This is a genomic window from Nocardiopsis ansamitocini, assembly GCF_030268225.1.
GTDB classification, from domain to species: Bacteria; Actinomycetota; Actinomycetes; order Streptosporangiales; family Streptosporangiaceae; genus Nocardiopsis_D; species Nocardiopsis_D ansamitocini.
Genome location: NZ_BSQG01000003.1, coordinates 81,263 through 104,696 on the forward strand (window position 1 = coordinate 81,263; position 23,434 = coordinate 104,696).

Sequence of the window (23,434 nt, forward strand, 5' to 3'; positions counted from 1 at the left end):
GCTGACTCCGCCCTGCCGCGTGCCCCGTACGGGGCACACGGCCGAACCCGAGGGAACCGAACAACCGATCCGACGCCCTGCCCTCGCCCACGGGCGCAACCGTCGCTGCCCGGCTCTCTAGACTCTCCCCATGGTTGAGGTCATTGGGCGGAACGGGACGTGGTCGCTGCACGGCGAGGGGGTACGAATCGTGCCCGCCGCCAACTGGAAGGTGCACAAGCTGCGCCAAGCACTCGGGGAGATCGCCATCCCGTTCGAGGCGATCGCCGGGATCGCCTACGAACCCGCCCGCAAAGGCGGCCGGCTCCGGCTGCGCATGCGCGAAGGGGCCGACCCGTTCATCCAGGTCGCCGCAGGCCGGCTTGCCGACGCCGCCGACCCCTACCGTCTCTTCGTCGAGGCCGGCCGCACCGGGGTGGCCGAGTACTTCGCCGACCAGTTGCGCACGACCCTCCAACTCGAGGGGGTGCCCGCCGGTCCCACCAACCGCTACCTCATGCCCGGCCCCGGTATCCCCGTGACGGGCGGCGGAACCGAGGGGACCGCGGAGTTCGACGGCGAGAGCATCCGCCTGGCCTGGAACTGGGGCGCACCCGCTGCCAAGACCGCCGCGGGGCCGCAACGGATCGAGCTGGCCGAGCTGGAGAGTGTGGACTGGGCCCCTTCCAGCGGTATGGGGTACGGGCGGTTGCAGTTCCACGTCAAAGGGGCGCGGTTGAACCTTCCCATCACCCACGATCCCTATGCGCTGCGCCTCACCGGGTTCGAGAAGGAGAACTGGTCCACCCTGCTCGTGGCCGCCGCCATCCTCGCCAGGCTGCCGCATCCGGCGGCCGATACAGCCGTGCCCGAAGCGGGGGCGCTGCGGCTACGGGAGGGCGGTCGCCCCGACCGTGACGACACCTCCGCGGAGTTGTTGCGCCAACTGCGCGAGCTCGGGGACCTCTACCGTGACGGCATCCTCACCGAGGACGAGTTCACCGCGGCCAAGCAGTCGCTGCTGCCGCGCCTGCACGCCGCCAACCGGTTGCCCGAAGACAGTTGATCCGGGGGAGCAAAGCCGCTGGGAGCGGGGTCCGCGCAGACCCGTTCTGCGCGGACCCCGCTGGGAAGTGCCGGGCCAGGGGAAGGTACGGGGCCCGACACGCCCGTTCTAGCCGCCCTGGAGTTCGCGGAGGGCGGCCCGGACCGACCCGCTCGCGGCGTGCAGGGCTCCGGCTGCCACTGTGACCTCGGCGCCGGTCAGCAGACACACCAGGGCGATCCTGGTGTCGCCGTCAGCACGGTTCAGGGCATCGGCGCACGCGGCTTCGGGAAGTCCGGTCGCCTCGGTCAGGATGGTGACCATCCGGCCGCGCAGCTTGGCGTTGCTCGCCACCACACCGACCATCAGGTTGGAGTAGGTGTAGCCCATCCTGATCATGACCGCGGTGGAGAAAGCGTTGAGTGCCAGTTTCTGTCCGGTTCCGGCCTTCATCCGGGTCGATCCGGCGATCACCTCGGCGCCGGTGTCCACTCCCACGTGCACGTCGCACTCCGTGGCCAGTGGCGCGTTTGGATTGGCGCTGATCAGTACGGTGTGCGCCCCTGCCTCACGTGCTCTGCGCAGGGCTCCTGCGACGTAGGGTGTGCGCCCGCTGGCGGCCAGGCCGACCGCCAAGTCGCCCGAGGTGACTTCGGCGGCGTCGGTGCGGCCCAAATCGAAATCGTCCTCGATCCCCTCGACCGCCTGGACCAGGGCGTTTCCGCCGCCGGCATGGTGAGCGACCACTCGGTCCCCGGGGATTCCGAAGGTCGGGGGGAGTTCGGCCGCGTCCATCGTGGCGAGCCGACCCGAGCTGCCCGCCCCGAAGTAGTGCAGTCTTCCCCCGCCCCGCAGAGCCGTTACCCCGAGGTCGACGGCGGCGGCCAGCTCGGGGAGGACCTGCGCCACCGAGTGCGGGACGGTCGCGTCCTCGCTGTTGATCCGGCGCAGGACGTCCAGCGTGGACAGTAAGTCGATGTCATGTGTCGCGCGGTTCCTGGCCTCGGTCGGAACACGCACGATCTCCACCGGTGTCGGTCTCATCCCGTCTCCTCTCCCCGTGGCGGCCGCCACACAGTCATCGTCCATGCCCGGTCCGCGTGTCGGACCCCCTATTTCGGCTGGTCACTCTAACCCTCGCGGCCGCGTGGCCTGCGTCGGTCCTCGCGGTCCACCCGTAGGCCGCGTACTGCGTCGTAGGTCGACTCCAGCGCGTCGCGAGTATCGGCGTAGCGCAGTTGGGCCAGGCCGACGAAGACGCAGTCGATCACGGTCAGCTGGGCAAGACGGCTCGCGGTGGCACCGGAGCGGAAGGTGGTCTCGCGAGCAGCGGTGGTGAGGACGTGATCGCTCACCTGACTGATGGCCGATCGTGGGAAGTTGGTGATGGCGACCGTGGTGGCCCCTCGCAGGCGTGCCTCGGTCAGCGCATTGATGGTGTCCACGGTGGAGCCGCTGTGGGAGATCGCCACCGCCACGTCGTCGGCGTTGAGGACCGCCGCGCTTGTCAGCATCACGTGGGAATCGGACCAGCAGTAGGAGACCAAGCCGATACGGTGCAGCTTCTGCTGGAAGTCCGCTGCGACAAAGGCGCTGGCTCCGACGCCGTAAATGTCGATGCGCCTGGCCGTGGCCAGCGCCTCGACAACTCGCTCCAGGACCGCCACGTCCAGTTGTGATCCGGTCTCCTCGACCGCACGCGCGTCGGAGAAGGCGATTTTCTGCACCACGGTGACGAGTGTGTCGTCAGGGTTGATGTCGCCGACCGGTTCGACCGTGCTCCCGCGTGCGCCGCGTTCCTGTCCGACCTCGGTGGCCAGGGCAAGGCGCAGTTCACGGTAGCCGGTGAACTCGATGGTGCGGCAGAACCGGATGACCGTGGCCTCGGAAGTGTCGCAGTCCTTGGCCAGCTGGGTGATCGAGGAGGCGGAGACCCGTTCGGGGTCGTCGATGATCCGCTGGGCTACTCGTTGTTCGGCCGGAGCGAATGAGGGCAATAGGGAACGTATGCGCAGCACGGTGTTGGGTGCCGGACGGTCCTCGGTTGTCGAGGCGTCCGTGTCGGTTCTCTTCGCCGCCTGGTTCATGCCCGAAAGTTTCTTTCTTCAGAAGGGTCGGAGTCAATGGGCTCCGAGGAGCGATGGCTAATTCTGGCGGTTACACAAGTGTGGGCTTGCCGGACTGTCGATTGCGTGTCGCACAGGCCGCCGGGCACCCTGTAGTCGCTCGGGACCCTCAAGCCGCACACGGCAAGGGAAAGTGCGTCCAGCTTACGGGGGCCACAGTGACGGACCTCTCGTTCGGAGTGCTCGGCCAGCTCACGGTTCAGAGCGCGGGCACCCCGATCCGGATCCAGGGGCGGAAGCGGCGCGCGCTGCTGGCAGCCCTCCTGCTGCGTGCGAACAGGACGGTGCCGGTCGCCGAACTCATCGTGCGGATGTGGGGACCGGAGGCTACCGAGGACGCCTACCGCGGCGCACTTCAGGTCCATGTGGTGCGCTTGCGCGCACTGCTGGGACGACAGGGCGCCGCTGTCCCGATTCTCAACGGTGCGAACGGTTACCGGATCGAGTTGACCGAGAATCAGTTGGACCTCCTGCAGTGTCGGGCGCTCCTCGCCGCGGCCCGTACCGCAAGGGCCGCAGGAGACCTTCCGGGTGAGTCCGATGCGCTTGTCCGCGCCCTGCTGCTGTGGCGCGGTCCGATTCTGGACGACGTGGCTTTTGCCGCTCCCCGGGCGACCGACGAGGACCGACCGGTCGAAGAACTCCTGGGCGCGGCTGAGCGGTGCGCCGAAGTCGAGCTGCTGCTGGGGCGCTACGAGCGCGTCGCCTCCGCAATGGCGCCTTTGCTGGCCTCTTTCCCCCATCGAGAGGTATTGGTGGAGCGGGTGATGACCGCGCTGTACCGGGTGGGACGCCAGAGCGAGGCGCTTGAGGTCTACGAGCGCACCCGGGCCGTGCTGGCCGATCGACAGGGGATCGATCCCGGGCCCGCCCTGCAACGCGTTTTCCACGCCATCCTGCGTGGAGAGCCCACTGTCGTGCCCCGGCAGCGCGGCATACACGAACCCTTCCCGCTGTCCCGGGCGATTCCTGCTCAACTTCCTCCTGACATCGCCCACTTCACCGGGCGTCGTGCGCATCTGAGCGCCGTGGAGCTGCTGGCCGCGGACCAGGGCCACGGTGTCCTGCTCAGCGGGCGTCCGGGGAGCGGGTGCAGTGCCCTGGCGGTGCGATGGGCGCACCTGGCCGCCACGCGCTTCCCCGACGGCCAGCTCTACGTCGACCTGCGAGGAGCCGGCGGAGTGCCCAAGGCCCCCGGCGAGGTGTTGAGCGGTCTTCTGCGCGCACTCGGTACGGATACACCGCCCTCGGCCGACATCGACGAGGGCTCGGCACTGTTGCGCTCGGTACTCGCGAGCAGGCGGTTGCTCATGGTGATGGACAACGCCTGGTCCGCCGACCAGGTTCGACCGCTGTTGCCGGGTACGGGTTCGTGCGCGGTCGTGGTGACCAGCAGATTCTGGCTTGCCGATCTCATCGTCCGCGACGGCCTGATGGCGCTGGAGGTCGATGCACTCACCGAGGCCGAGGCGTGGGAACTGCTCATAGAAGTCCTCGGTATGCAGCGGGTCGTGGCCGAACCCGATGCCGTGGCCTTGTTGTTCGAAGTCACCGAACGCCTGCCCTTGCCGTTGCGCATTGCCGCGGCCTGGTTGGTGACACATCCGGACAGCGGTGTGGGTTCCGTGGTCCGCAGGGTGATGGAACGGTGCGTCGGCGACCCTGTCGAACGGATGAGGGGGGCGCTCGGCGGAGATCCCAGGTTCTTGCTGGGGGAGCGGCCGTGAGGATCCGGGGGAGGGGCGGGGCGCTCGGAAAGATAGCAAGACCCCCCGCCGATCTCGCCAAGCGCCCCCACAGGGCCCACGCGGTTTCCTCGCACAGCCGCGTGACCGTCCCACCAACCCCCCGCAGAGCGTGCTCTGCGAGTCCCCTGCGGCCGCGGGGAAGCCGGCCGCCTGAGTTCAGGATGCCCCACCCGGCTTACAGCCCGCTGATGATCGGCTTTCACCGGGGGCGCAGGGATGAAAGCCGACGGAAGAGCGGACTCCGGGCCGTTGCGGATCACCTTGCACGTCGGGTTCGGGGAGGCTGTCGGAAGCCGAGGCGGACCTGACGGCCGGTTCGGACGCGTGATTGTTGCGCGGCACCCCTCGGTACGGCACAACAACAGGCGTGTGCTCCCGGAGGTTCCGGGAATCCCGGACAAAGCAGCGTGGCCGACGTGCCGCCTCTGTTCGCCGAACCGAGTTCCCAGGTCGTTGACCTAAGGAAAGATGGATAACCAGTTTTCGGTTAATCCAAAAATCGGGAGTTCGTCGGCCGGACTTCGTGACTGATATTCGGCACGGTCAACCGAAACTCGCTCGCCTTACGGAATGTCGCCATAGTCGATTATCGACCCTTCTGTAAGGTTCGGGCATGAGTGAGCAAGTCGTCATCGGGGTTGACGCCGGGGGGACCTCTACCCGTTGCCTCGTCGCTGCCCTGGACGGCCGGGTACGGGCGCGAGCGCGCGCAGGAGGCGCCAACCAGCGCTCCAGCGCAGACCCGGAAGCCGCGCTGGGTCAGGCCGTAGGGGAGGCTCTTCACCTGGCAGGGCCGGTAAGCGTCGTCGGCGGGGTGTTCGGTGTATCCGGTGCCGGCGCTGCCGGGCACGGGCACGCCGAGGACATCGCTCTGCGGGCGTGGAAAGGGCTCGGCCTGCCAGGCACCCCGCACGTCGGAGACGACATCACCGTGGCGTTCGCTGCGGGCAGCGCCGCGGGGGACGGGGTCGTACTCATCTCCGGTACCGGAGCGGTCGCCGCACGGCTGTACGGAGGCGAGGTGGTGCGGCGCTGCGACGGGTACGGCTGGTGGCTCGGGGACGAGGGATCGGCGGTCTGGTTGGCGACCGAGGGAGTACGCGCCGCGCTGGCCGCGTTGGACGGTCGAGGCCGTCCAACGGTCCTGGTCGACCTGATCGCCGCAGCCCTCGGCGTGGCCCGGGGACGACCGCAGGCGATCATCGGTGCTGTCTACCAGATCGCGCCGGCCGAACTCGGGAGGCTGGCCCCGGAGGTGTCGGAGGCGGCACGAGCCGGAGACGAGGTCGCAGCCGCGATCACCGCGTCCGCGGCCGAACGTCTGCTCGCCGGTTTCGCCGCGGTCGCCCCCGAGATCGAACCGGGACCGGTGGTCCTGTCCGGTGCGGTCCTGGCCACGGGACCGGTTGCCGACCTGGTCCGCGAAGGTCTCACGCGGCGCTTCGGTATCACAGCGGTCGGAGCGGCTCCCGGCGAGTTCGGTGCGGCCGGGCTCGCACTGCGCAGAAACGGACAGTCGATCCTCGCGCATGCCCGGTTGATCGACGGTGTCCGGTAGGCGTGGAGCGCGTCTTCGCCCTCTCACTACGGGAAAAACCTTCGGTCCGGTCGTGAAAGTCGTGCGACGCGACCGGATCCATGTTCCCGGGCGCTTCGAGGAGTGGCTGTGAGTCGCTAGTGTCGAGCCCATGTCACAGAACGAAGAACCGAAGATGGATCCCGCCGGCTCGACGCAGATGTTCCGCCGCTTCGTCGCAGAGAACAATGAGCCCGAGGCCGCGCCCAAGCGTCCCGTCACCCCGTACGTCCTCGCCGGTATCGGCGTGGTCGTGGCGATCGGCATCATCGTCGCGGTGGTCCTGGCGTGGTCTTGACCACTCCTGTCCGCAAAAGCCGCTGATCACCCGCATCCAACGGGTCGGGTGATCAGCGGACCCCAGGTCCAAACCGTTCGCGATGCCACTTTCGGGCTGCTAAGGTTGTCCACGTCGCAACGGCCGTAAGTCCGGGGCGACGACGCCGCGAGGCGAGCGCCATTAGCTCAATTGGCAGAGCAGCTGACTCTTAATCAGCGGGTTCGGGGTTCAAGTCCCTGATGGCGCACACGAGCACACAACGGCCCGCACTGACAGGTTCTCCTGATCGGTGCGGGCCGTTTTTCGTGTTTCCCAGGGTGGATGTACCAACCGATTTCATCCTTTGGCAGGATGTAAGCGTTGTTTACTTACCCCTCCCAGGAAAGTCAGGTACGGCGTGGCGCTCTCGTCCGCCCAGCTCACCGTGTCCCCAAGACCCGCTCGCATCATCGCCCCGTTGGTATTCGCCGGGCTTACCTACGCCGTCGCGCAGACCACCATCGTGCCCGTCGTCCCCCAGATCCAGGCCGCGACGGGGGCCGATGCCAGCAGCGTCGCCTGGGTCATCACCGGTTTCTTCGTCTCGTCGGCGGCACTCACCGTCCTCTCCGGACGGTTGGGCGACCTCCTGGGCAAAAAACCCGTGTTGATCGCGATCTTCCTGCTCTTCGGCCTAGGGGCGGTGGTCTCCGCGACGGGGGCCTCGCTGGAGATGGTGATCGCCGGCCGGGTCATCATGGGCTGCGCAGGCGGGGTCTTCCCACTGTCCTTCGCCATCTTGGGACAGAGCCTCTCCCGTAATCAGGCCGCTTTCGGCATGGGGCTCATCAGCTCCACGTTCGGGCTGGGTGGCGCGTTGGGGCTTCCCGTCGGCGGACTGATAGCCGACCAACTCGGCTACCAGGGGCTGTTCTGGGCCACCGCGGTGATGACGCTGATCTCACTCGTGGGGATCGTCGTGTTCGTCCCCGGGGGCGAACAGCGCGCAGCCGGCCGCGTCGACTGGGCGGGTGCCATCCTGCTCGGTGTCACGCTGGGCGGGCCGCTCACCGCGATCAGCAGGGGAGAGGCATGGGGGTGGACGGCTCCCCAGACCCTCGTGCTGCTGGCAGCGGGCGCGCTGTCCCTCGTGCTGTTGCTGGTGGTCGAGAGCCGGGTCCGTGACCCGCTCATCGACCTGGCCCTGATGCGGCGACGCAACATGTGGGTCGCCAACCTGACCGCGTTCTTCATCACGGTCGGTCAGGCGGCCGCCTTCTTCCTCATCCCCCAGATCGTTCAGCTCCCGGTGGAGAGCGGAGTCGGCCTGGGAATCGGTGTGGCCCACGCCGGTCTGTTCATGCTTCCCGCTGCACTGGCCACCATGCTGGCCGGCCCGGTGACCGGTCGTGCCGTTGCCCGCTTCGGGGTCCGGCCGCCATTGTTCATCGGCACGGTGGGCAGCGTCGCCGGCCTTCTCGTCATCGGCCTCGGCGGCGCCGACCCGGCGGCCATCCTCGTCGGCGCAGCCCTGCTCGGCCTGGCCGGAGGAACCGCCTACGCAGTGCTCCCCGTGCTGATCGCGGAATCGGTTCCGCTGCAGAACCTGGGAGCGGCCAACGGTGTGAACACCATCGTGCGACACATCTCCATGGCAATCTCCGCCCAGCTCGCCGCAGCCGTGCTGGTCATCGGTACGCCCCAGGGAGAGCTCTACCCGACCAGCGGCGCCTTCCTGGTGGACTTCGGAGGGAGCGCGGCTCTCGGACTGGTCGCCCTCCTGTTGATCCCACTGATCCATGTCGGTGCGCGTGCGATGGCCCCGGAACCGGTCTACGCCGAGGCCGGCCGCTGATCCTCGCGATGGCGTGCACGGTTCGTCCCGCTGATCGGGTAGAGTTTCCCTCGTCGAAAGGGACGCCGTGAGGCCCCGCGACAGGCGCCATTAGCTCAATTGGCAGAGCAGCTGACTCTTAATCAGCGGGTTCGGGGTTCAAGTCCCTGATGGCGCACCGCAGGACACCTCGTCGCCCCCGGCAGGACGCTGATCATCGCGTACCGGCCGGGGGTTTCGGTGTTTCGGTACCCGGTTCGACCGACCCGGGCCGCGCTCGTGACCGTTGGTACGCCGTTGCGCCGACGCATCTGATGTGTCAGCTGCTGCGCGGCCGGTTCCCGGTGTCCCGCGCCCATGGCAGGACAAGAGGCGGTTTGGGGAGACGGGCGTACACCCCGGTCCATTCCGCATCCAGCAGGGCGCGTACCCGGGTGCGTTCCGTCGCGTCAGGCGAGGGCGGCGGGCCGGCCATGGGCAGCACCGCGGCCAAGAGCTCACCGGGAGTGGGGCGGTCGGCCGGTTTCTTCGCCATCGCGGCCAGAACCAGTTGCTCCAGCCTGGATGGCAGGCCCGACAGGTCGGGCTCCTCGTTCAGGACGCGAGCGGCGAGTTCCTTGGGGGTGCCGTGCCCGAAAGGGTCGTGCCGGGCCGCTGCGAAGGCCACCAACGCACCCCAGAGGAAGACGTCGGAGCGTTCGGTGACCGGCAACCCCCTGTACTGCTCGGGGCTGATCCAGCCGGGGGTGCCCAACTGGCTGCGTCTGCGGGGGGCGGCCGAGTCGGGCCCACCGGGGCGCATCGGTGTATCGGGCGGGTTCGTGATCCCCAGTGCTCTGGCCCGCCGCCGCATCCGGCGCAGCCGCAGATGCAGGGTCGCGTCCTCTTCGGCCTGGGCGATACCGAAGTCCAGGATCTTGGGTCCCCCCGGAGCCAGGATCACGTTGCTCGGCTTCAGGTCACGGTGGACGATGCCCGCCGTGTGAATCGCCCGTAGCGCCTCTGCGGCCCCTGCCGCCAACCCCAGCAGCATGCCGCGCCGCAGCGGCGCGAACCGTTCCACGTGGTGGCGCAGGGTCGGACCGGCCACGAACTCGGTGACCAGCCACGGTTGTCCGGCCTCGACGTCGGCATGGATGAACCGTGGCACGCATGTGCTGTCCACCCGCACCATCAGTCGGGCCTCCCGTGCGAACCGCTGCCGAAACTCGGGGTCGACCGCGTGCTCGGGGTGGATCACCTTGATCGCCAGATAGCCGTCGATCCCGGAGCCCGCACCCGCGTACACGGTTCCCATCCCGCCGGTACCGACCCGGCCGATCAGCCGGTATCCGCCGATCTCGGCCGGGTCCTCGGCGTGCAGCCGACCGAGGCGACGCGGGCCACGCGCCTTCACGACGTGTGCCTTGACGCGGGGAGGACGGCGGGGAACCGGGCTGGGGGCAGTGCTGTCACGCGGACGTCCGTCCCATGGTCGCGAGGGCGGGGGCTGGACCGAGCTTAGAACGCGATGGTCCACCGCACCACCGAGGGGCGAGCCGGCTACTCACTTCCGTGATTGAGTACCCGGCGGGGTGTCACTGGAGCGCGCGGCAGCGAGGATGGGAGTGTCGGGTCGTTCATCGCGACACCCAGCGAAAGAGGAGCCGATCATATGGCCCAGGACGGCGCGGAAGCCCGCGCGCACGCGTTGCACGGTCTCGTCGACGACGGGGTTCTCACCCCCTCCCAGGCGACCGCGGTCACCGAAGCGCTGCGCGCTGCAGAGGACAGCGGCGCCGGAGTCCGTTGGACGGAGCTCGTCGGTTTCCTGGGGGGCGGCCTGGTCTTCGCCGGAGCGGTCGCGCTGGTCTCGGCCTCCTGGGACGATCTGACCCAGGTCCTGCGCACCACGATGCTGGTGGCGGTGTCCCTGGTGGCCGCAGTCGGTGGACTGGTCGCCGCGGGGGAACGACTGCTGGGGTCGGCGACCATGACCGATGCGCGCCGCCGTATCGCCGGGACCCTGTTCGTGCTCACGGCCTGCACGGCGGCCATGGCCATGGGGGTGGCCCTCGAACCCGACTCCTTCCTCGCCCCGACCCTGGTGGGACTCGTCCTGGCAGTGGCCGGATACGCGGCGGCGCCCACGGTCGTCGGTCTCTTGGCCTGTGCCGTTTTCAGCCTGTGGGCGGTCACGTCCACGTGGGACTTCTTCGGGGCGTGGAACTCCTCGTTGCCCTACGGGTTGAGCGTCCTGGCCCTGGGGCTGGTGTGGGCCGTCGTCGCACTCTCTGGGGTGCTGCCCAACCGCAGGGTCGGGCTGGGGGTCGGTGCCGCGCTCGCCCTTCTCGGCGTCCAGGTGCCACTCTCCGACACGGACCTGGCGGAGGTCTTCTACGGGCTCACCCTGGTCGTGGCCGCACTCGCGTTGCTGCTGTACCGCTGGGAGCGCAGTTGGATCCTGCTGGTCACCGGGGTCATCGGGGTCACCCTTGCCGTTCCCGAGGCGATCTGGGACTGGACCGACGGAGCGATCGGCGGTGCCGCCGTCATTCTGGTCGCAGGGGTGGTCCTGCTCGCCGCGAGCGGTCTCGGCCTGCTGCTGCATCGGGAGCGCCCGTCGGTCGAGTCTTCTGACACCACCGCCTGATCCGGCCCCGGTCAGAGGTGCAACGCCGGTAGCGGCGTGTCCGGCGATTGCCCTATCGGTAGCCAAATCGCTACCTCTGCCACTTTTTTGGTCATCTTCCCTGCCCTAGCATTTATGCCTTCCAGGACAGTGGGTAACCAGGCCATTCCTTTCGGGAGTCATGCATGCCGACATCCTCCAGATCCATAGCCAGGGCGGCTGGGGCGCTCCTTCTCGCCTCGGCCGTGCTGACCGCGGCGGCCCAGCCGGCAACCGCCCACAGCGGCGGCCGGGGCGCGGTCACAACCGATTTCACCCTGACGATCCTGCACGCCAACGACGGGGAGTCCCAACTGCTCGGTGCCCCCGCTGACGCCAACTACGGGGGCGTGGCCCGTTTCACCACCCTGGTCGAGAAGCTGCGCAAGGCCGAGAAGCGTCCCGCGGCAGCCCGCCAAGGCGAGTCCCGTACCAATCGCGGCGTCGTCACACTCTCCTCCGGCGACAACTTCCTGGCCGGCCCCCAGTTCGCCGCAAGCCTCGACCGCGGTGTCCCCTTCTACGACTCCATCGCGGTCGGCCACATCGGCTACGACGCCTTGGCCCTGGGCAACCACGAGTTCGACTTCGGCCCCGATGTGCTGGCCGACTTCGTCTCGGGAGTCCCGGGTAAGCCGCCGTTCCTCTCCGCCAACCTCGACGTCGGCCCCGAGCCCTCCCTCGCCGAGTTGGAGCGCCGCGGTCGGATCGCACCCGCAACGGTCGTCAAGGAGCACGGCGAGCGCATCGGCGTCGTCGGCGCCGTCACCCCTGACCTGGCCTCCCTCTCCAGCCCGCGCAACGTCGTCATCGGTGAGGTCCGCGATGCCGTCCAGGGCCAGGTGGACAAACTGACCCGCAAGGGCATCGACAAGATCATCCTCGTCTCCCACCTGCAGGACATCCAGGAGGAGCGCGCACTCGTCCCCCAATTGCGCAACGTCGACGTCGTGATCGGCGGCGGTGGCGGCGAGCTGCTGGCCACACCGGATGCGCCCCTGGTTCCGGGGGACACCGTCACCACCGACCCCACGACCGGTGAACCGCTCGCCTACCCCCTCTACGCGAAGGACGCCGGCGGCGCCACCGTGCCGATCGTCACGACCAACGGCGACTACAAATACGTGGGACGCCTCGTCGTGAACTTCGACAAGAAGGGCCGGGTCCTCTCGGTCGCCGACCGCTCCGACCCCGTCCGCGTCTCCGGCCTCGCCCCCGACGCGGTCGCCCCCGACCGCAAGGTCCAGCGCACCGTCGTCGAACCCGTTGCCGCCTACGTCGAAGGCCTGGAGGCCAACGTGGTTGCCACCAGCGACGCCCCGCTCGAAGGCCGCCGCGACCCGGGGGTGCGCACGGTCGAGACCAACCTGGGCAACCTGTTGGCAGACGCCCTTCTGGACGCCGGGCGCGACCAAGCCGCGGAGTACGGGGTCGCACCCCCGCAGGTGGCGCTGCAAAACAGCGGTGGTATCCGCAACAACTCGCTGATCCCCGCGGGAGGCGTCACCGAACTCGACACCTACTCGATCGCGCCGTTCTCCAACTTCGTCGCGGTCGTCCCCGACGTCCCCAGGGCCCAGCTCAAGGAGCTCCTGGAGAACGCGGTCTCCAGTTCCCCCGCGGCCGACGGACGCTTCGCCCAGGTCGCCGGACTACGTTTCGAATACGACGTCGCCCGGACCGCTCAGCAGGTCACCGATGAGGGCACCGTCACCCGGGCCGGCGAGCGCGTGCGCGACGTGGTCCTCGACGACGGCACCGTCCTCGTGATGGACGGCGCGGTCGTGGAAGGGGCCGGAATCCCGGTCGTCACCAACGACTTCTCCGCTCGCGGGGGCGACCAGTATCCGTTCCGCGGTCTGCCCTTCACCTCGGTGGGTCTGACCTACCAGCAGGCACTGCTGGGCTACCTCACCGATGACCTGGCCGGTCGCGTGACCGCTGTCGATTACCCCGAGGGCGGCAGCGGCCGTATCGTCCGCCTCGGTTAGCCGCGGTCGAGGGGCCGGGAACTCCCGGCCCCTCGACCCGTCGCCGGTTCACTGCTTGGTCGCGTGCTCCGGCCGGACGTAGAGCACCACACGGTGGTCGCCGGGCTGCTCCCACGGATAGACGTCCTGATTGATGTACTTCTTGGCCATCTTGTTGATGAAGGCGTTGTCGACGTCGTCCTCGACCCGCTCGATCCGTCCACGGATCTCCAGGTACCGGTGGGGTTCGTCCGGATCGTGCGCCGACAGCGCGATCCTGTTGTCGCGCTGCAAGTTGCGGTACTTCTGTCGTCCTGTCGTCTGGCTGAACTTGACGAACTCGCCGTCCCAGTCGATCCACACCGGGTTGGACTGGGGCTCGCCGTCCGGCCCGATCGTTGCCACGTGTGCGAAAGAGCGCTTGGTCAGGATCGCCACCCGGTCCTGCGGAACCACGGACATCTCGTCCCCCTGTTCTGCTTCGTTCGGTGAAGCCCGTGCCTCCTTCATTGCCCCCACGGCGACCTCGGCAATCCCCCCATCGCCCCAGGCAGCGGACGAGCTCTTCCCCGTGTTTGCCCACCCGGTCGAAAACCGCTTGCCAGGCTGCCTATCCTTGCCAATGGAATGAAAACGCCGCCTGTTGACTCCCCGTTCACCGATCTCCGACGACGACTGCCCGAGCTGATGCCGCGCGACCGGCATCGACTCCGCCGCCGCATCGAGGGGGCCGGAAAGATCCGTGATCCCAAGAAACGCCTGGCGGTCGCCAAGGCGATCACCGCCGATATCGACACCGCACTGGCACGCGTCGAGCGGCGTCGGGCCGCCGCCCCGCGGGTCGACTATCCGCCGGAGCTGCCGGTCAGCCAGAAGAAGGACGACATCCTCGCTGCCGTGCGCGATCACCAGGTCGTGATCGTGGCCGGCGAGACGGGATCGGGCAAGACCACCCAGCTGCCCAAGGTCTGCCTCGAACTGGGCCGCGGAGTCCTCGGCCAGATCGGCCACACCCAGCCACGCCGGCTCGCCGCACGCACCGTCGCCGAGCGGATCGCGCAGGAACTGCGCACCCCGTTGGGTGAAGCGGTGGGCTACAAGGTCAGGTTCACCGACCAGTCCGGCGACGACACCCTGGTCAAACTGATGACCGACGGCATTCTGCTGGCCGAGATCCAGCAGGACCGCATGCTGCGCGCCTACGACACCCTCATCATCGACGAGGCGCACGAGCGCAGCCTCAACATCGACTTCATCCTCGGCTACCTCAAGCAACTACTGCCGCGCCGTCCCGACCTCAAGATCATCATCACCTCGGCCACCATCGACCCCGAGCGGTTCTCCCGACACTTCGACGACGCCCCCATCGTGGAGGTGTCGGGGCGGACCTACCCGGTGGACGTCCGGTACCGGCCGTTGGCCGCCGAAGGCGAGGTCGAGGACGACGAGGACGGCCCGGCCGCCGTCGACGACCGCGACCAGACACAGGGGATCTGCGACGCCGTCGACGAACTCTGCGCGGAGGGCCCCGGAGACATCCTGGTCTTCCTCAGCGGAGAGCGGGAGATCCGTGACACCGCCGACGCCCTGGACAAGCACCTGGGCCGCAGACACCCCGAGAACAGTCCGCACGCGGTCGAGGTCCTGCCTTTGTACGCGCGACTCTCCTCGGCGGAGCAGCACCGTGTCTTCCAGCCCCATACGCGGCGCCGCGTCGTGCTGGCCACCAACGTCGCCGAGACCTCGCTGACGGTCCCCGGCATCAAGTACGTCGTCGACCCCGGTACCGCGCGAATCTCGCGGTACAGCCACCGGACCAAGGTGCAGCGCCTGCCCATCGAGCGGGTCTCGCAGGCATCGGCCAACCAGCGCAAGGGACGCTGTGGACGTGTCTCGGAGGGGGTGTGCGTTCGGCTGTACTCCGAGGACGACTTCCTCTCCCGCCCGGAGTTCACCGAGCCCGAGATCCTGCGCACCAACCTCGCCTCGGTCATCCTGCAGATGTCGTCGCTGGGGCTGGGCGACATCGCCGCCTTCCCGTTCGTGGAGGGCCCCGACCACCGTCAGATCAAGGACGGTGTCTCGCTTCTGCACGAGTTGGGCGCACTGGACACCGACGAGGACGATCCGCGTCGGCGCCTCACCCCGATGGGCCGCACACTCGCCCAGCTTCCGGTGGACCCCCGCCTGGGCCGGATGGTCCTGGAGGCGGAGAAGAACGGTTGCGCCCGCGAGGTCATGGTGATCGCCGCGGCGCTGTCCATCCAGGACCCGCGGGAGCGCCCCGTGGACAAGCAGCAGTTGGCCGCGGAGAAACACGCCCGTTTCGCCGAGAAGGAATCGGACTTCCTCTCCTATCTGAACCTGTGGAACTACCTGCGCGAGCAGCAGAAGGAACGGTCGGGCAACCAGTTCCGCAAGATGTGCAAGGCCGAGTTCCTGAACTACCTGCGGGTTCGCGAGTGGCAGGACATCTACTCGCAGCTCAAGCAGATCGCCCGCGGCCTGGGCGTCAGCATCAACGACACCCTGCCCGACCCCCAGCGGGTCCACGTGTCGCTGCTGTCGGGGTTGCTCTCGCACGTGGGGCTCAAGGACCCGGAGAAACACGAGTACGTGGGGGCGCGTGGCGCGCGGTTCGGGATCTTCCCGGGGTCGGCGCTGTTCAAGAAGCAGCCGCGCTGGGTGATGTCGGCCGAACTGGTGGAGACCTCGCGGCTGTGGGCCCGGGTCAACGCCCGGATCGAGCCGGAATGGGCCGAAGACCTTGCGTCCCACCTGGTCAAACGCAGCTACAGCGAACCACATTGGGAGAAGACCCGTGGGTCGGTCATGGCCTACGAGAAGGTGACGCTCTACGGCGTCCCCATCGTGGCCCAGCGAAAGATCGACTACGGCCGGGTCGACCCGCCCGTCGCCCGGGAGCTGTTCATCCGACACGCCTTGGTCCAGGGTGAGTGGGAGACCCACCACCGCTTCTTCCACGACAACCGCACGTTGCTCGGCGAGGTCGAGGACCTGGAGCACCGTGCCCGCCGCCGCGACATCCTCGTGGACGACGAGACGCTCTTCGACTTCTACGACCAGCGGCTGGCCCCCGAGGTCGTCTCCGCGGCGCATTTCGACAGTTGGTGGAAGCGGACCAGGCGGGAACGCCCCGAACTTCTCGACTTCGAGAAGTCGATGCTGATCAACACCTCGGCGGCCGGGGTCAATGAGGACGACTATCCCGACTTCTGGAATCAGGGGGACCACCGTTTCCCGCTGACCTACCAGTTCGAGCCGGGCAACGAGGCCGACGGCGTCACCGCGCACATCCCGTTGAAGGTGCTCAACCAGGTCGCGGCCGATGGTTTCGACTGGCAGATCCCGGGATTGCGCGAGGAACTGGTGACGGCTCTGCTGCGTTCGCTGCCCAAGCCCATCAGGCGTAGTTTCGTGCCGGTGCCCGACCACGCCCGCTCGGTACTGGGCAAGCTCACGCCCTACACCGAGCCGATCATCGATGCCCTCTCCCGTGAGCTGAGCGCGATGGGCGGCACCCGGGTATCGGCCGAGGACTGGCAACTGGACCGGGTGCCCGACCACTTGCGCATCACCTTCCGCGCGGTCGACGGCAGGGGCCGCAAGCTCGCCGAGGCAAAAGACCTGGAAGCGCTGCGGCGTAGGCTGCAGCCAAAATTGCAGAAGGCGATCTCGGCGGAGGCCGCGGGCATCGAACGCAGCGGCCTCACCTCGTGGGACTTCGGGACGCTGCAGCGCACCTTCGAACGCCGCACGGCCGGACACGTCGTCAAGGGCTATCCGGCGCTGGTGGACGAGGGACAGAGCGCGGGGGTCCGGATCTTCGACAACGAGGCCGCCCAGGCGCATGCCATGGTCGCCGGGACGAGGCGCATGCTTCTTCTCAACGTCCCCTCCCCGGCCGCGTTCGTGCAGCGTCATCTCGGCAACCAGAGCAAGCTCACACTCAGCCGCAACCCTGCCGGTTCGGTCCAGGCTCTGCTCGACGACTGTGTCTCGGCCGGAGTGGACTCCCTGGTCGCCGAGGCGGGAGGCCCGGTCTGGGACGCCGATGCGTATGCCAGGTTGCACGAACACGTACGCACGGGCCTGGTGGAGCGCACGATGGCCATCGTCGCGGTGGTCGAGAAGATTCTGGCTGCTGCGCAGACCCTGGAACGGGGACTCAAGGGCACCACGAGTCTTGCGGTGCTGCCGTCGTTGGCCGACATCCAGGCCCAGTTGGCCCGACTGGTTCGACCGGGGTTCGTCACGACCACCGGTTACCCGAGGCTGGCGGACCTGGTGCGCTACCTCAGGGCAGCCGACCGCCGGCTCGCCAAACTGCCGGAGAACCCGCGGCGCGACCAGGTCGGTATGGCCAAGGTCGAGCAGATGCGCCAGGCGTATCAGCGACTGGTGGACGGGCTCGCACCGGGAGTACCTCCCGGTCCTGCCCACGAGGACATTCGTTGGATGCTGGAGGAGTTGCGGGTCAGCTATTTCGCCCAAGAGGTGGGGACGGCCTACACGGTGTCGGAGAAGCGCATTCTCAAGGCCATCGAGCAGGTCCGGTAGATCTTTGGGCCGTGCGGGGGCGAGGTGCCGCGCGGCCTCGGCCGGACCTCGAACACCGGATGCCGTAGGCGTCACCAGGCTCCCACCGTTCGTGACATCGCAGGTGAAGGAGCGGTTGTCCGTTGTACCGGAAAATTCGCCGGTCGGACCGCGGTAGGGATTTTCCGAAGCGCCGACGTGATTGCGTGTCGGGTTGCGAAGGGGCGCCGAACCGCTTCGGAAGAATGCACCAAAAGACGGATGATGTTTTTTCGGAAAGATGAAGAGTGATTCGGCCTCACGATCCGCGTCGGTCGAATGGTAGAAAAAAGCCGTCCGGGGATTCGGGGGCCAAGGATCGGCGGGAGTGACGATCGTCACTCTTCATGAAAACCTAGAGTCCCTGCGGAGTGGGGCTTGCGTGGGCGACCCGCTCGGCGGCGGTGCGGAGGTCGCGCTTCGAGAGATGCGGGGCAAAGATGGCAAAAAGGAAGTTTAGGGGCTTTTGGTCGTTGTCTGCCCGGTACTTCGGAAAGCGCGCACTTCCCTGACCGGCTAAGGGTTTTTGTGCTAGTGTGACCGCCGATTCGGTTGTATATCGGCGGTTAAAGTCGGCGTTTTACCGACTGAGTGGTGGCGATCACCGTATGATCGTTAGTCCATTCCCGGTTCGGCGAACGTTCTCTACGTGGCCGGTGCACACCATCCCGGCTGACCGGGTGGGTCGTACCTGCGTGGAGACGGTGCCGTACCGCCGATTCACCGTCGTTGGTCAGCCCCCCTGTTAACTAACGAGGAGATGTGCTGTGGCACAGGCGCCATCACCGGCTCAGCGCACCGATCATCCACTGTCGCACCTGATGAAGGCCGAGTCTGGCGCCTCCAACGGTTTTCGAGGCAAGGCGCTGCGTCTTCTGCGCAGACTCGGTGCTCGCTCAGGTGGACCCTCGGCCGCCCCTCAGCCGCGGGAGCCGGAGCCGAAGGAAACACCGGCTTCGATCGGTATCGCCGAGCCCGTCGCACCGGAGCCTGCTGAGCCCGCCCTGGCGGCGCCCGGCGTTCCCAGTCGCGACCTGATCAGTGAGGCCCTCGCCAGCCTTGCGATGCGCGACCTCACCCTGGTCGACTCGTTGCTGGCAGTCGTCGAGAAACTCGAGGACACCACCGAGGACCCCGAACTGCTCGAACAGCTGTTCAAGATCGACAACCTCGCCACCCGTATGCGGCGAAACGGCGAGAACCTGTTGGTCCTCGCCGGGCAGGACACCGGTGACCCGAGCCTGGAGCCGGTTCCGCTGCTGGACGTCTCCCGTGCCGCGATCTCCGAGATCAGCGACTACGACCGGGTTCGCCTGGGGCGGCTGCCCGAGATCTTCATCTCGGGCCGCATCGCCGACGACCTCAGCCACCTGCTCGCAGAGCTGATGGACAATGCCACGGCGAAGTCCCCCGACCACGCGCAGGTCGTCATCAGTGCCCAGGCCATGGCCGGCGAGCGCCTGCTGCTCACGGTCGAGGACGAGGGGATCGGAATTCCCGAGGCCAACCTGGAGGTTCTCAACAAGCGTCTCAGCGGCAGCCCGGTCCTCGACGAGCAGACCATCCGACACATGGGCCTCTACGTGGTCAGCCGCATCGCGCACCGCTACGGGCTCGAAGTCCAGTTGCAGGCGCGGGCGTTCCGCGGAATGAGTGCCCACGTCGTCGTTCCCGCGGAACTGCTCAGTGAGACCGGTCCCGTACCCGTCGCCGAGCCCGAGGAGCAGGCCCCAGTGGTGGTTCCCGACCCGATCCGGCCCGCCCAGCCGCCGCGGATGAGCCAGCGCGCCAACCCCGATGACGCGTCCGCCACGACCTCGGCCGGCCTCCCGCGCCGTGGGTCCAACCGGCCCACCGGGCCGGTCCCGGTTCTGCCGACACCGGGCTCCGCAGATGACACCGCGCGGGAGCCCGAGGACGCGGAGAGCCGAGCCGAACGCATTCGCGCCGACCTCGAGGGCTTCCTCGAGGGCGAGCGCGCCGCAACCAAAGACGAGTAGCGGGAGCCGGTAAAACCGGGCCCTGCGACCTCCCTCGCCACAACCAGAAGCTGGACGGACATGGACAACCGCTTGAGTGAGAGCGCTGAGAACTTCACCTGGCTCATCTCCAACTTCGTCTCTGAGGTGCCAGGCGTCGAGCACGCGGTCGTCGTTTCCTCCGACGGGCTGCTCCTCACCGCCTCCCGAGACTTTCCCGAGGAACACGCCGAACAGCTCGCCGCTATTGCCAGCGGCCTGCAGAGCCTTGCCGACGGAACGGCTCGGATGTTCGGGAAAGGAGACTCGGAGCAGCTCATCCTGCGCATGAGACACGGCTATCTGTTCGTCATGTCCATCAGTGACGGTTCCTCGCTGGCCGTCCTGACCTCGGCAGAGGCCGACATGAAGATCGTCGCTTACCAGATGACGCTGCTCGTGGAGAGCGCCGGCCACGTCCTGACCCCGCAGTTGCGTACACAGCTGCGTGAGGTCGTCGTCCGTTGACCGCGCTTTTCAACGGTCTCCCCATCCCGGAGCGAATCATGAAGAGGTTGCACACCCTATGAGGAGCCATCGCAGGAGGCGGGGCACGCGGATCCGCCCCTACACCTTCACCGGCGGGCGAACCCGTTCGCGTCATCCGCTGATGGTGCAGACCCTTGTCTCCACCGCCGATCCCGCAAACGAGCCGCCGGCCAACCTGATGCCGGAGTCGCAGCGCATCTATGTGCTGTGCGCGGAAGCCCGCTCCGTTGCCGAAGTCGCCGCGGAGCTCAAGATTCCCTTGGGGGTGACCCAGGTGCTCCTGAGCGACCTGGCCGACCAGGGACTCGTTTACATTCACCCGACCATCACCGGGCACAGCCCGTCTGAGAACCAAGTTCTGGAAAGGGCGCTCCGTGGCCTCGAACGTCTCTTCCAATAGCGCTTCGTCGATGATGTCGACCAAGATCGTCATCGCGGGCGGCTTCGGCGCGGGCAAGACCACCCTGGTCGGCTCGGTGTCGGAGATCCCACCGGTCACCACCGAGGCGGTGATGACCGAGGCCAGCGTCAAGCACGACGACACGTCCAGTACGCCGGAGAAGGTCACCACCACCGTCGCCATGGACTTCGGTCGGCTCACGCTCGACCGCGAGCTGATCATGTACATGTTCGGCACGCCGGGCCAGGCGCGGTTCTGGTTCATGTGGGACGACCTGGTACGCGGTGCCGTCGGCGCGGTCGTCGTCGTGGACACCCGAAGACTGGCCGACTGCTTCGACGCGGTCGACTACTTCGAACGCAACCAGAACATCCCCTACGTCATCGCCTTGAACAAGTTCGACGGTGAGATCGGCTACACCATCGAGGAGATCCGCGAGGCCGTCGAGGTCGGGCCCGAGGTTCCCATCCTGGAGTTCGACGCCCGGGACCGCGCCTCTAGCGGCAACGTCCTCAAGACCCTGCTCTCCTACACGCTGTCGCGTCCGGCCCAGCCCGAACCCGTCGGCTGAGCCGTCCCGACCGGTATCCCCGGCCCCGAGGTCCGTTCCACGGCCTCGGGGCCGTTGCTCGTCCGGGAGGCGGGCCGCGCGTGTCGTCCGACGGCACGGAAGCGGGTGCCCGCGGGGGAGGGACTGGTGGCGGCGGTCGCGGTTCAGAGAAGATGTCCTGGCACGGAACCCGTTCTCACCCCCGAGGTTGACGAATGCCCCAGGCGTACACCATGAGCACCCAGCCCGGTCTCTACCGTTTCACCGGAGCCCCTGCCGGCGCGAACGCGAATCTCGTCTGCTTCTGCCATGCGGGAGGCGCACCCAACACCTACCAGTCCTGGGCGGCTCCCCTCGCCGGTCGTTTCCAGGTGTGGGCGGCCAGACTGAACCCGCGCGACTTCGCCGAACTGGGCTCTACCGGCTGGGACCGCTACGCCGAGCTCCAGGCCCAGGCGCTGCTCGCCGTCGACGGGCCGATCACGCTGTACGGGCACAGCATGGGTTCGATCGCGGCTTATGAGACCGCCCGCGCGTTGCGTCGGCTCGGCAGGGACATCGACCGGCTCGTGGTCAGCGGGAGGAACGCCCCGGATGCAGAGCACGACCACGACTTCCCCGATGACCCCATCGCCATGGTGCGGGCCGTGCACGACCGGTACGGCGGTATCCCGGAGCAGTTGTTCGACGAGCCCGAACTGATGAAGCTGTTCGGTACCGCGATGGTCGCCGACTTCCAAACGATCCGGGCCTACACCCATGTCCCGGGAACTCCTCTTGCCGTGCCGCTCACCGTCGTCGCCGGCGAGTCCGACCCCGCGGTCACCGAGGAGGGACTACAGGCATGGTCGGCTCACACCAACGCGGAGTTTCGCCTGGAACGGGTTCAGGGCGGCCATTTCCTCACCGATATCGAACGGCCCGCGCTACTGGCCCTGCTGGACTGATCCTTCGCTGAAGGGGCGCCCGTTCCGGGGCGCCCGGGGCGACATACAGTGTCGCTGACGCCCCGGGACACCGGGGGACAGCGACGTGAAAGGCCCCCATGACCCAGCGGCTGCTTCTGTGGATCGGTTCCTACACCTCGGGCTCGGCCGCTGCGGCCACCGGTGTGCAGCGAGTATGGCTGGATCCTGCCGACGGACGGTTGAGCGGAGCCGGAACGGCCGCACCGGCAGTGGATCCCTCGTTCCTGGCGACCGACGGCGCTGGATGCGTCTTTGCCGTCAACGAAACGATGGAGGGAGGAGTCACCGGCTTCGTGCGGACAGGGGAGGCCGCCCTGGCCGAGTCGGGTGCGACGCACACCGGAGGCTCCTCGCCGTGCCATCTGCTCGTCCATCCGGCCGGGCGCCATGTGATCACCGCCAACTACGGTGACGGCAGTCTGAGCGTCCATCCGATCACCGCCGACGGTGTGCCCGGCACGTCCATCCAGCGTGTCGAGCACACCGGCAGTGGCCCCGACCGGCAGCGGCAGGAGGGGTCGCATGCGCACAGCGTCTGCCTCGCGCCGGGCGGCACCCACCTGCTCGTGGCCGACCTCGGCACCGACGAACTTCGCTGCCACCCCTTCGACCCCCGGTCGGACCAACCGTTGGGGGCCGGCCACCTAGCCGCACAGCTGGAGCCTGGGACCGGCCCCCGGCATCTGGCCGTGCACCGGTCGGGACACATCTACGTCGCCGGGGAGTTGGACGCGCGTGTCCACATCCTGCGCTGGGACCCCGACACGGCAACGGCGCAGCCCCTCGCCGCCCTGCCGGCAACCGAGGATGCCCCGGACGTCAACTACCCGGCCGAGATCGCGCTCTCCGCGGACGGATCGCGCCTCTACTTGAGCAACCGGGGCCCCGACTCCATCACGACCTTCGCCGTCACCGAGGACGGCGCCATGTTGACCAGGCTCGCACAAACCCCCACCGGTGGTACGTGGCCGAGGCACTTCGCCCAGGTCGGCGACTACATTGTGGTGGCCAACCAGAACTCCGCCACGGTCACCGTCCTTCCGGTCGATCCGGCGAACGGGATTCCCGGTCCGGTCCGGCACAGTCTGGAGTTGCCCTCGCCCGTGTGCGTCCTGCCCGCGGTGTAGTGCCGCGTCGGCGGTGCGCGCTCGGGGCCGTGCGCACCGCCTTTTGGCTGGTTCCCACAACTCCCGGTGGGGGAAAGCTGTCGTCTCGAACCCGGT

Annotated in this window: 18 protein-coding genes and 2 tRNA genes; 16 read left to right on the top strand and 4 right to left on the bottom strand. The window is 67.9% G+C overall.

All coding sequences use genetic code 11. From position 1 onward, the window contains the following. Positions 1 to 130: 130 nt before the first annotated feature. Positions 131 to 1,045 carry a DUF4429 domain-containing protein gene (locus tag QSJ59_RS10090; RefSeq protein ID WP_285758926.1) on the top strand — a complete coding sequence of 305 codons (915 nt, stop codon included), beginning with the start codon at positions 131 to 133 and terminating at the stop codon, positions 1,043 to 1,045. A gap of 108 nt (positions 1,046 to 1,153) precedes the next feature. On the opposite strand, the gene QSJ59_RS10095 is transcribed toward QSJ59_RS10090, so the two are convergent. Both QSJ59_RS10095 and QSJ59_RS10100 read right to left on the bottom strand, forming a co-directional pair. Further along, positions 1,154 to 2,068 (bottom strand): N-acetylmuramic acid 6-phosphate etherase, encoded by a 915-nt coding sequence (locus QSJ59_RS10095; RefSeq protein WP_285758927.1) that lies wholly within the window; start codon positions 2,066 to 2,068, stop codon positions 1,154 to 1,156. 86 nt (positions 2,069 to 2,154) lie between these two features. Next, on the bottom strand, positions 2,155 to 3,111 hold the full coding sequence (locus QSJ59_RS10100) for a MurR/RpiR family transcriptional regulator (protein WP_285758928.1): 957 nt from the start codon (positions 3,109 to 3,111) through the stop codon (positions 2,155 to 2,157). 197 nt (positions 3,112 to 3,308) lie between these two features. Between QSJ59_RS10100 and QSJ59_RS10105 the strand changes: the two genes are divergently transcribed. The 6 genes from QSJ59_RS10105 (at position 3,309) to QSJ59_RS10130 (ending at position 8,745) form a co-directional block, all read left to right on the top strand. After that, the gene (locus QSJ59_RS10105; RefSeq protein ID WP_285758930.1) at positions 3,309 to 4,877 is read left to right on the top strand and encodes an AfsR/SARP family transcriptional regulator; all 1,569 of its coding nucleotides are present in this window, start codon (positions 3,309 to 3,311) and stop codon (positions 4,875 to 4,877) included. Positions 4,878 to 5,511: 634 nt separating this feature from the next. Next, entirely contained in the window at positions 5,512 to 6,456 is a 945-nt protein-coding gene (locus tag QSJ59_RS10110; RefSeq protein WP_285758931.1) for an N-acetylglucosamine kinase, read from the top strand. Positions 6,457 to 6,586: 130 nt separating this feature from the next. Beyond that, positions 6,587 to 6,772 carry a hypothetical protein gene (locus QSJ59_RS10115; RefSeq protein ID WP_285758933.1) on the top strand — a complete coding sequence of 62 codons (186 nt, stop codon included), beginning with the start codon at positions 6,587 to 6,589 and terminating at the stop codon, positions 6,770 to 6,772. A gap of 156 nt (positions 6,773 to 6,928) precedes the next feature. After that, positions 6,929 to 7,001: transfer RNA gene (locus QSJ59_RS10120), tRNA-Lys, on the top strand. Positions 7,002 to 7,151: 150 nt separating this feature from the next. Beyond that, the gene (locus tag QSJ59_RS10125; protein WP_285758934.1) at positions 7,152 to 8,588 is read left to right on the top strand and encodes an MFS transporter; all 1,437 of its coding nucleotides are present in this window, start codon (positions 7,152 to 7,154) and stop codon (positions 8,586 to 8,588) included. A gap of 84 nt (positions 8,589 to 8,672) precedes the next feature. Further along, a tRNA-Lys gene (locus QSJ59_RS10130) sits at positions 8,673 to 8,745 on the top strand. A 141-nt stretch (positions 8,746 to 8,886) separates the two neighbouring features. Here QSJ59_RS10130 and QSJ59_RS10135 read toward each other — a convergent pair. After that, the gene (locus QSJ59_RS10135) at positions 8,887 to 9,963 is read right to left on the bottom strand and encodes a serine/threonine-protein kinase (protein WP_285758935.1); all 1,077 of its coding nucleotides are present in this window, start codon (positions 9,961 to 9,963) and stop codon (positions 8,887 to 8,889) included. Positions 9,964 to 10,221: 258 nt separating this feature from the next. Between QSJ59_RS10135 and QSJ59_RS10140 the strand changes: the two genes are divergently transcribed. Then, positions 10,222 to 11,199 (top strand): DUF2157 domain-containing protein, encoded by a 978-nt coding sequence (locus tag QSJ59_RS10140; RefSeq protein ID WP_285758936.1) that lies wholly within the window; start codon positions 10,222 to 10,224, stop codon positions 11,197 to 11,199. Between the two features lie 164 nt (positions 11,200 to 11,363). After that, positions 11,364 to 13,208 (top strand): bifunctional metallophosphatase/5'-nucleotidase, encoded by a 1,845-nt coding sequence (locus QSJ59_RS10145; RefSeq protein WP_285758937.1) that lies wholly within the window; start codon positions 11,364 to 11,366, stop codon positions 13,206 to 13,208. Between the two features lie 48 nt (positions 13,209 to 13,256). On the opposite strand, the gene QSJ59_RS10150 is transcribed toward QSJ59_RS10145, so the two are convergent. Continuing rightward, positions 13,257 to 13,649 (bottom strand): PPOX class F420-dependent oxidoreductase, encoded by a 393-nt coding sequence (locus QSJ59_RS10150; RefSeq protein ID WP_285758938.1) that lies wholly within the window; start codon positions 13,647 to 13,649, stop codon positions 13,257 to 13,259. A gap of 165 nt (positions 13,650 to 13,814) precedes the next feature. Here QSJ59_RS10150 and hrpA point away from each other — a divergent pair, with 165 nt between their 5' ends. The 7 genes from hrpA (at position 13,815) to QSJ59_RS10185 (ending at position 23,338) form a co-directional block, all read left to right on the top strand. Then, positions 13,815 to 17,768 carry an ATP-dependent RNA helicase HrpA gene (gene hrpA / locus QSJ59_RS10155; RefSeq protein WP_285758939.1) on the top strand — a complete coding sequence of 1,318 codons (3,954 nt, stop codon included), beginning with the start codon at positions 13,815 to 13,817 and terminating at the stop codon, positions 17,766 to 17,768. Between the two features lie 785 nt (positions 17,769 to 18,553). After that, positions 18,554 to 19,786 (top strand): sensor histidine kinase, encoded by a 1,233-nt coding sequence (locus QSJ59_RS10160; RefSeq protein ID WP_285758941.1) that lies wholly within the window; start codon positions 18,554 to 18,556, stop codon positions 19,784 to 19,786. 60 nt (positions 19,787 to 19,846) lie between these two features. Then, a complete protein-coding gene (locus QSJ59_RS10165) occupies positions 19,847 to 20,272 on the top strand; it encodes a roadblock/LC7 domain-containing protein (RefSeq protein ID WP_285758942.1) in 426 nt (141 codons plus the stop codon). A 58-nt stretch (positions 20,273 to 20,330) separates the two neighbouring features. Beyond that, positions 20,331 to 20,693 (top strand): DUF742 domain-containing protein, encoded by a 363-nt coding sequence (locus tag QSJ59_RS10170; protein WP_285758943.1) that lies wholly within the window; start codon positions 20,331 to 20,333, stop codon positions 20,691 to 20,693. 13 nt (positions 20,694 to 20,706) lie between these two features. Then, the gene (locus QSJ59_RS10175; protein WP_285759553.1) at positions 20,707 to 21,264 is read left to right on the top strand and encodes a GTP-binding protein; all 558 of its coding nucleotides are present in this window, start codon (positions 20,707 to 20,709) and stop codon (positions 21,262 to 21,264) included. Positions 21,265 to 21,458: 194 nt separating this feature from the next. Further along, a complete protein-coding gene (locus QSJ59_RS10180; RefSeq protein WP_285758944.1) occupies positions 21,459 to 22,190 on the top strand; it encodes a thioesterase II family protein in 732 nt (243 codons plus the stop codon). A 98-nt stretch (positions 22,191 to 22,288) separates the two neighbouring features. Next, positions 22,289 to 23,338: a lactonase family protein gene (locus tag QSJ59_RS10185; protein WP_285758945.1), complete on the top strand. Its 1,050-nt coding sequence runs from the start codon at positions 22,289 to 22,291 to the stop codon at positions 23,336 to 23,338. The last annotated feature ends 96 nt before the right edge of the window (positions 23,339 to 23,434 follow it).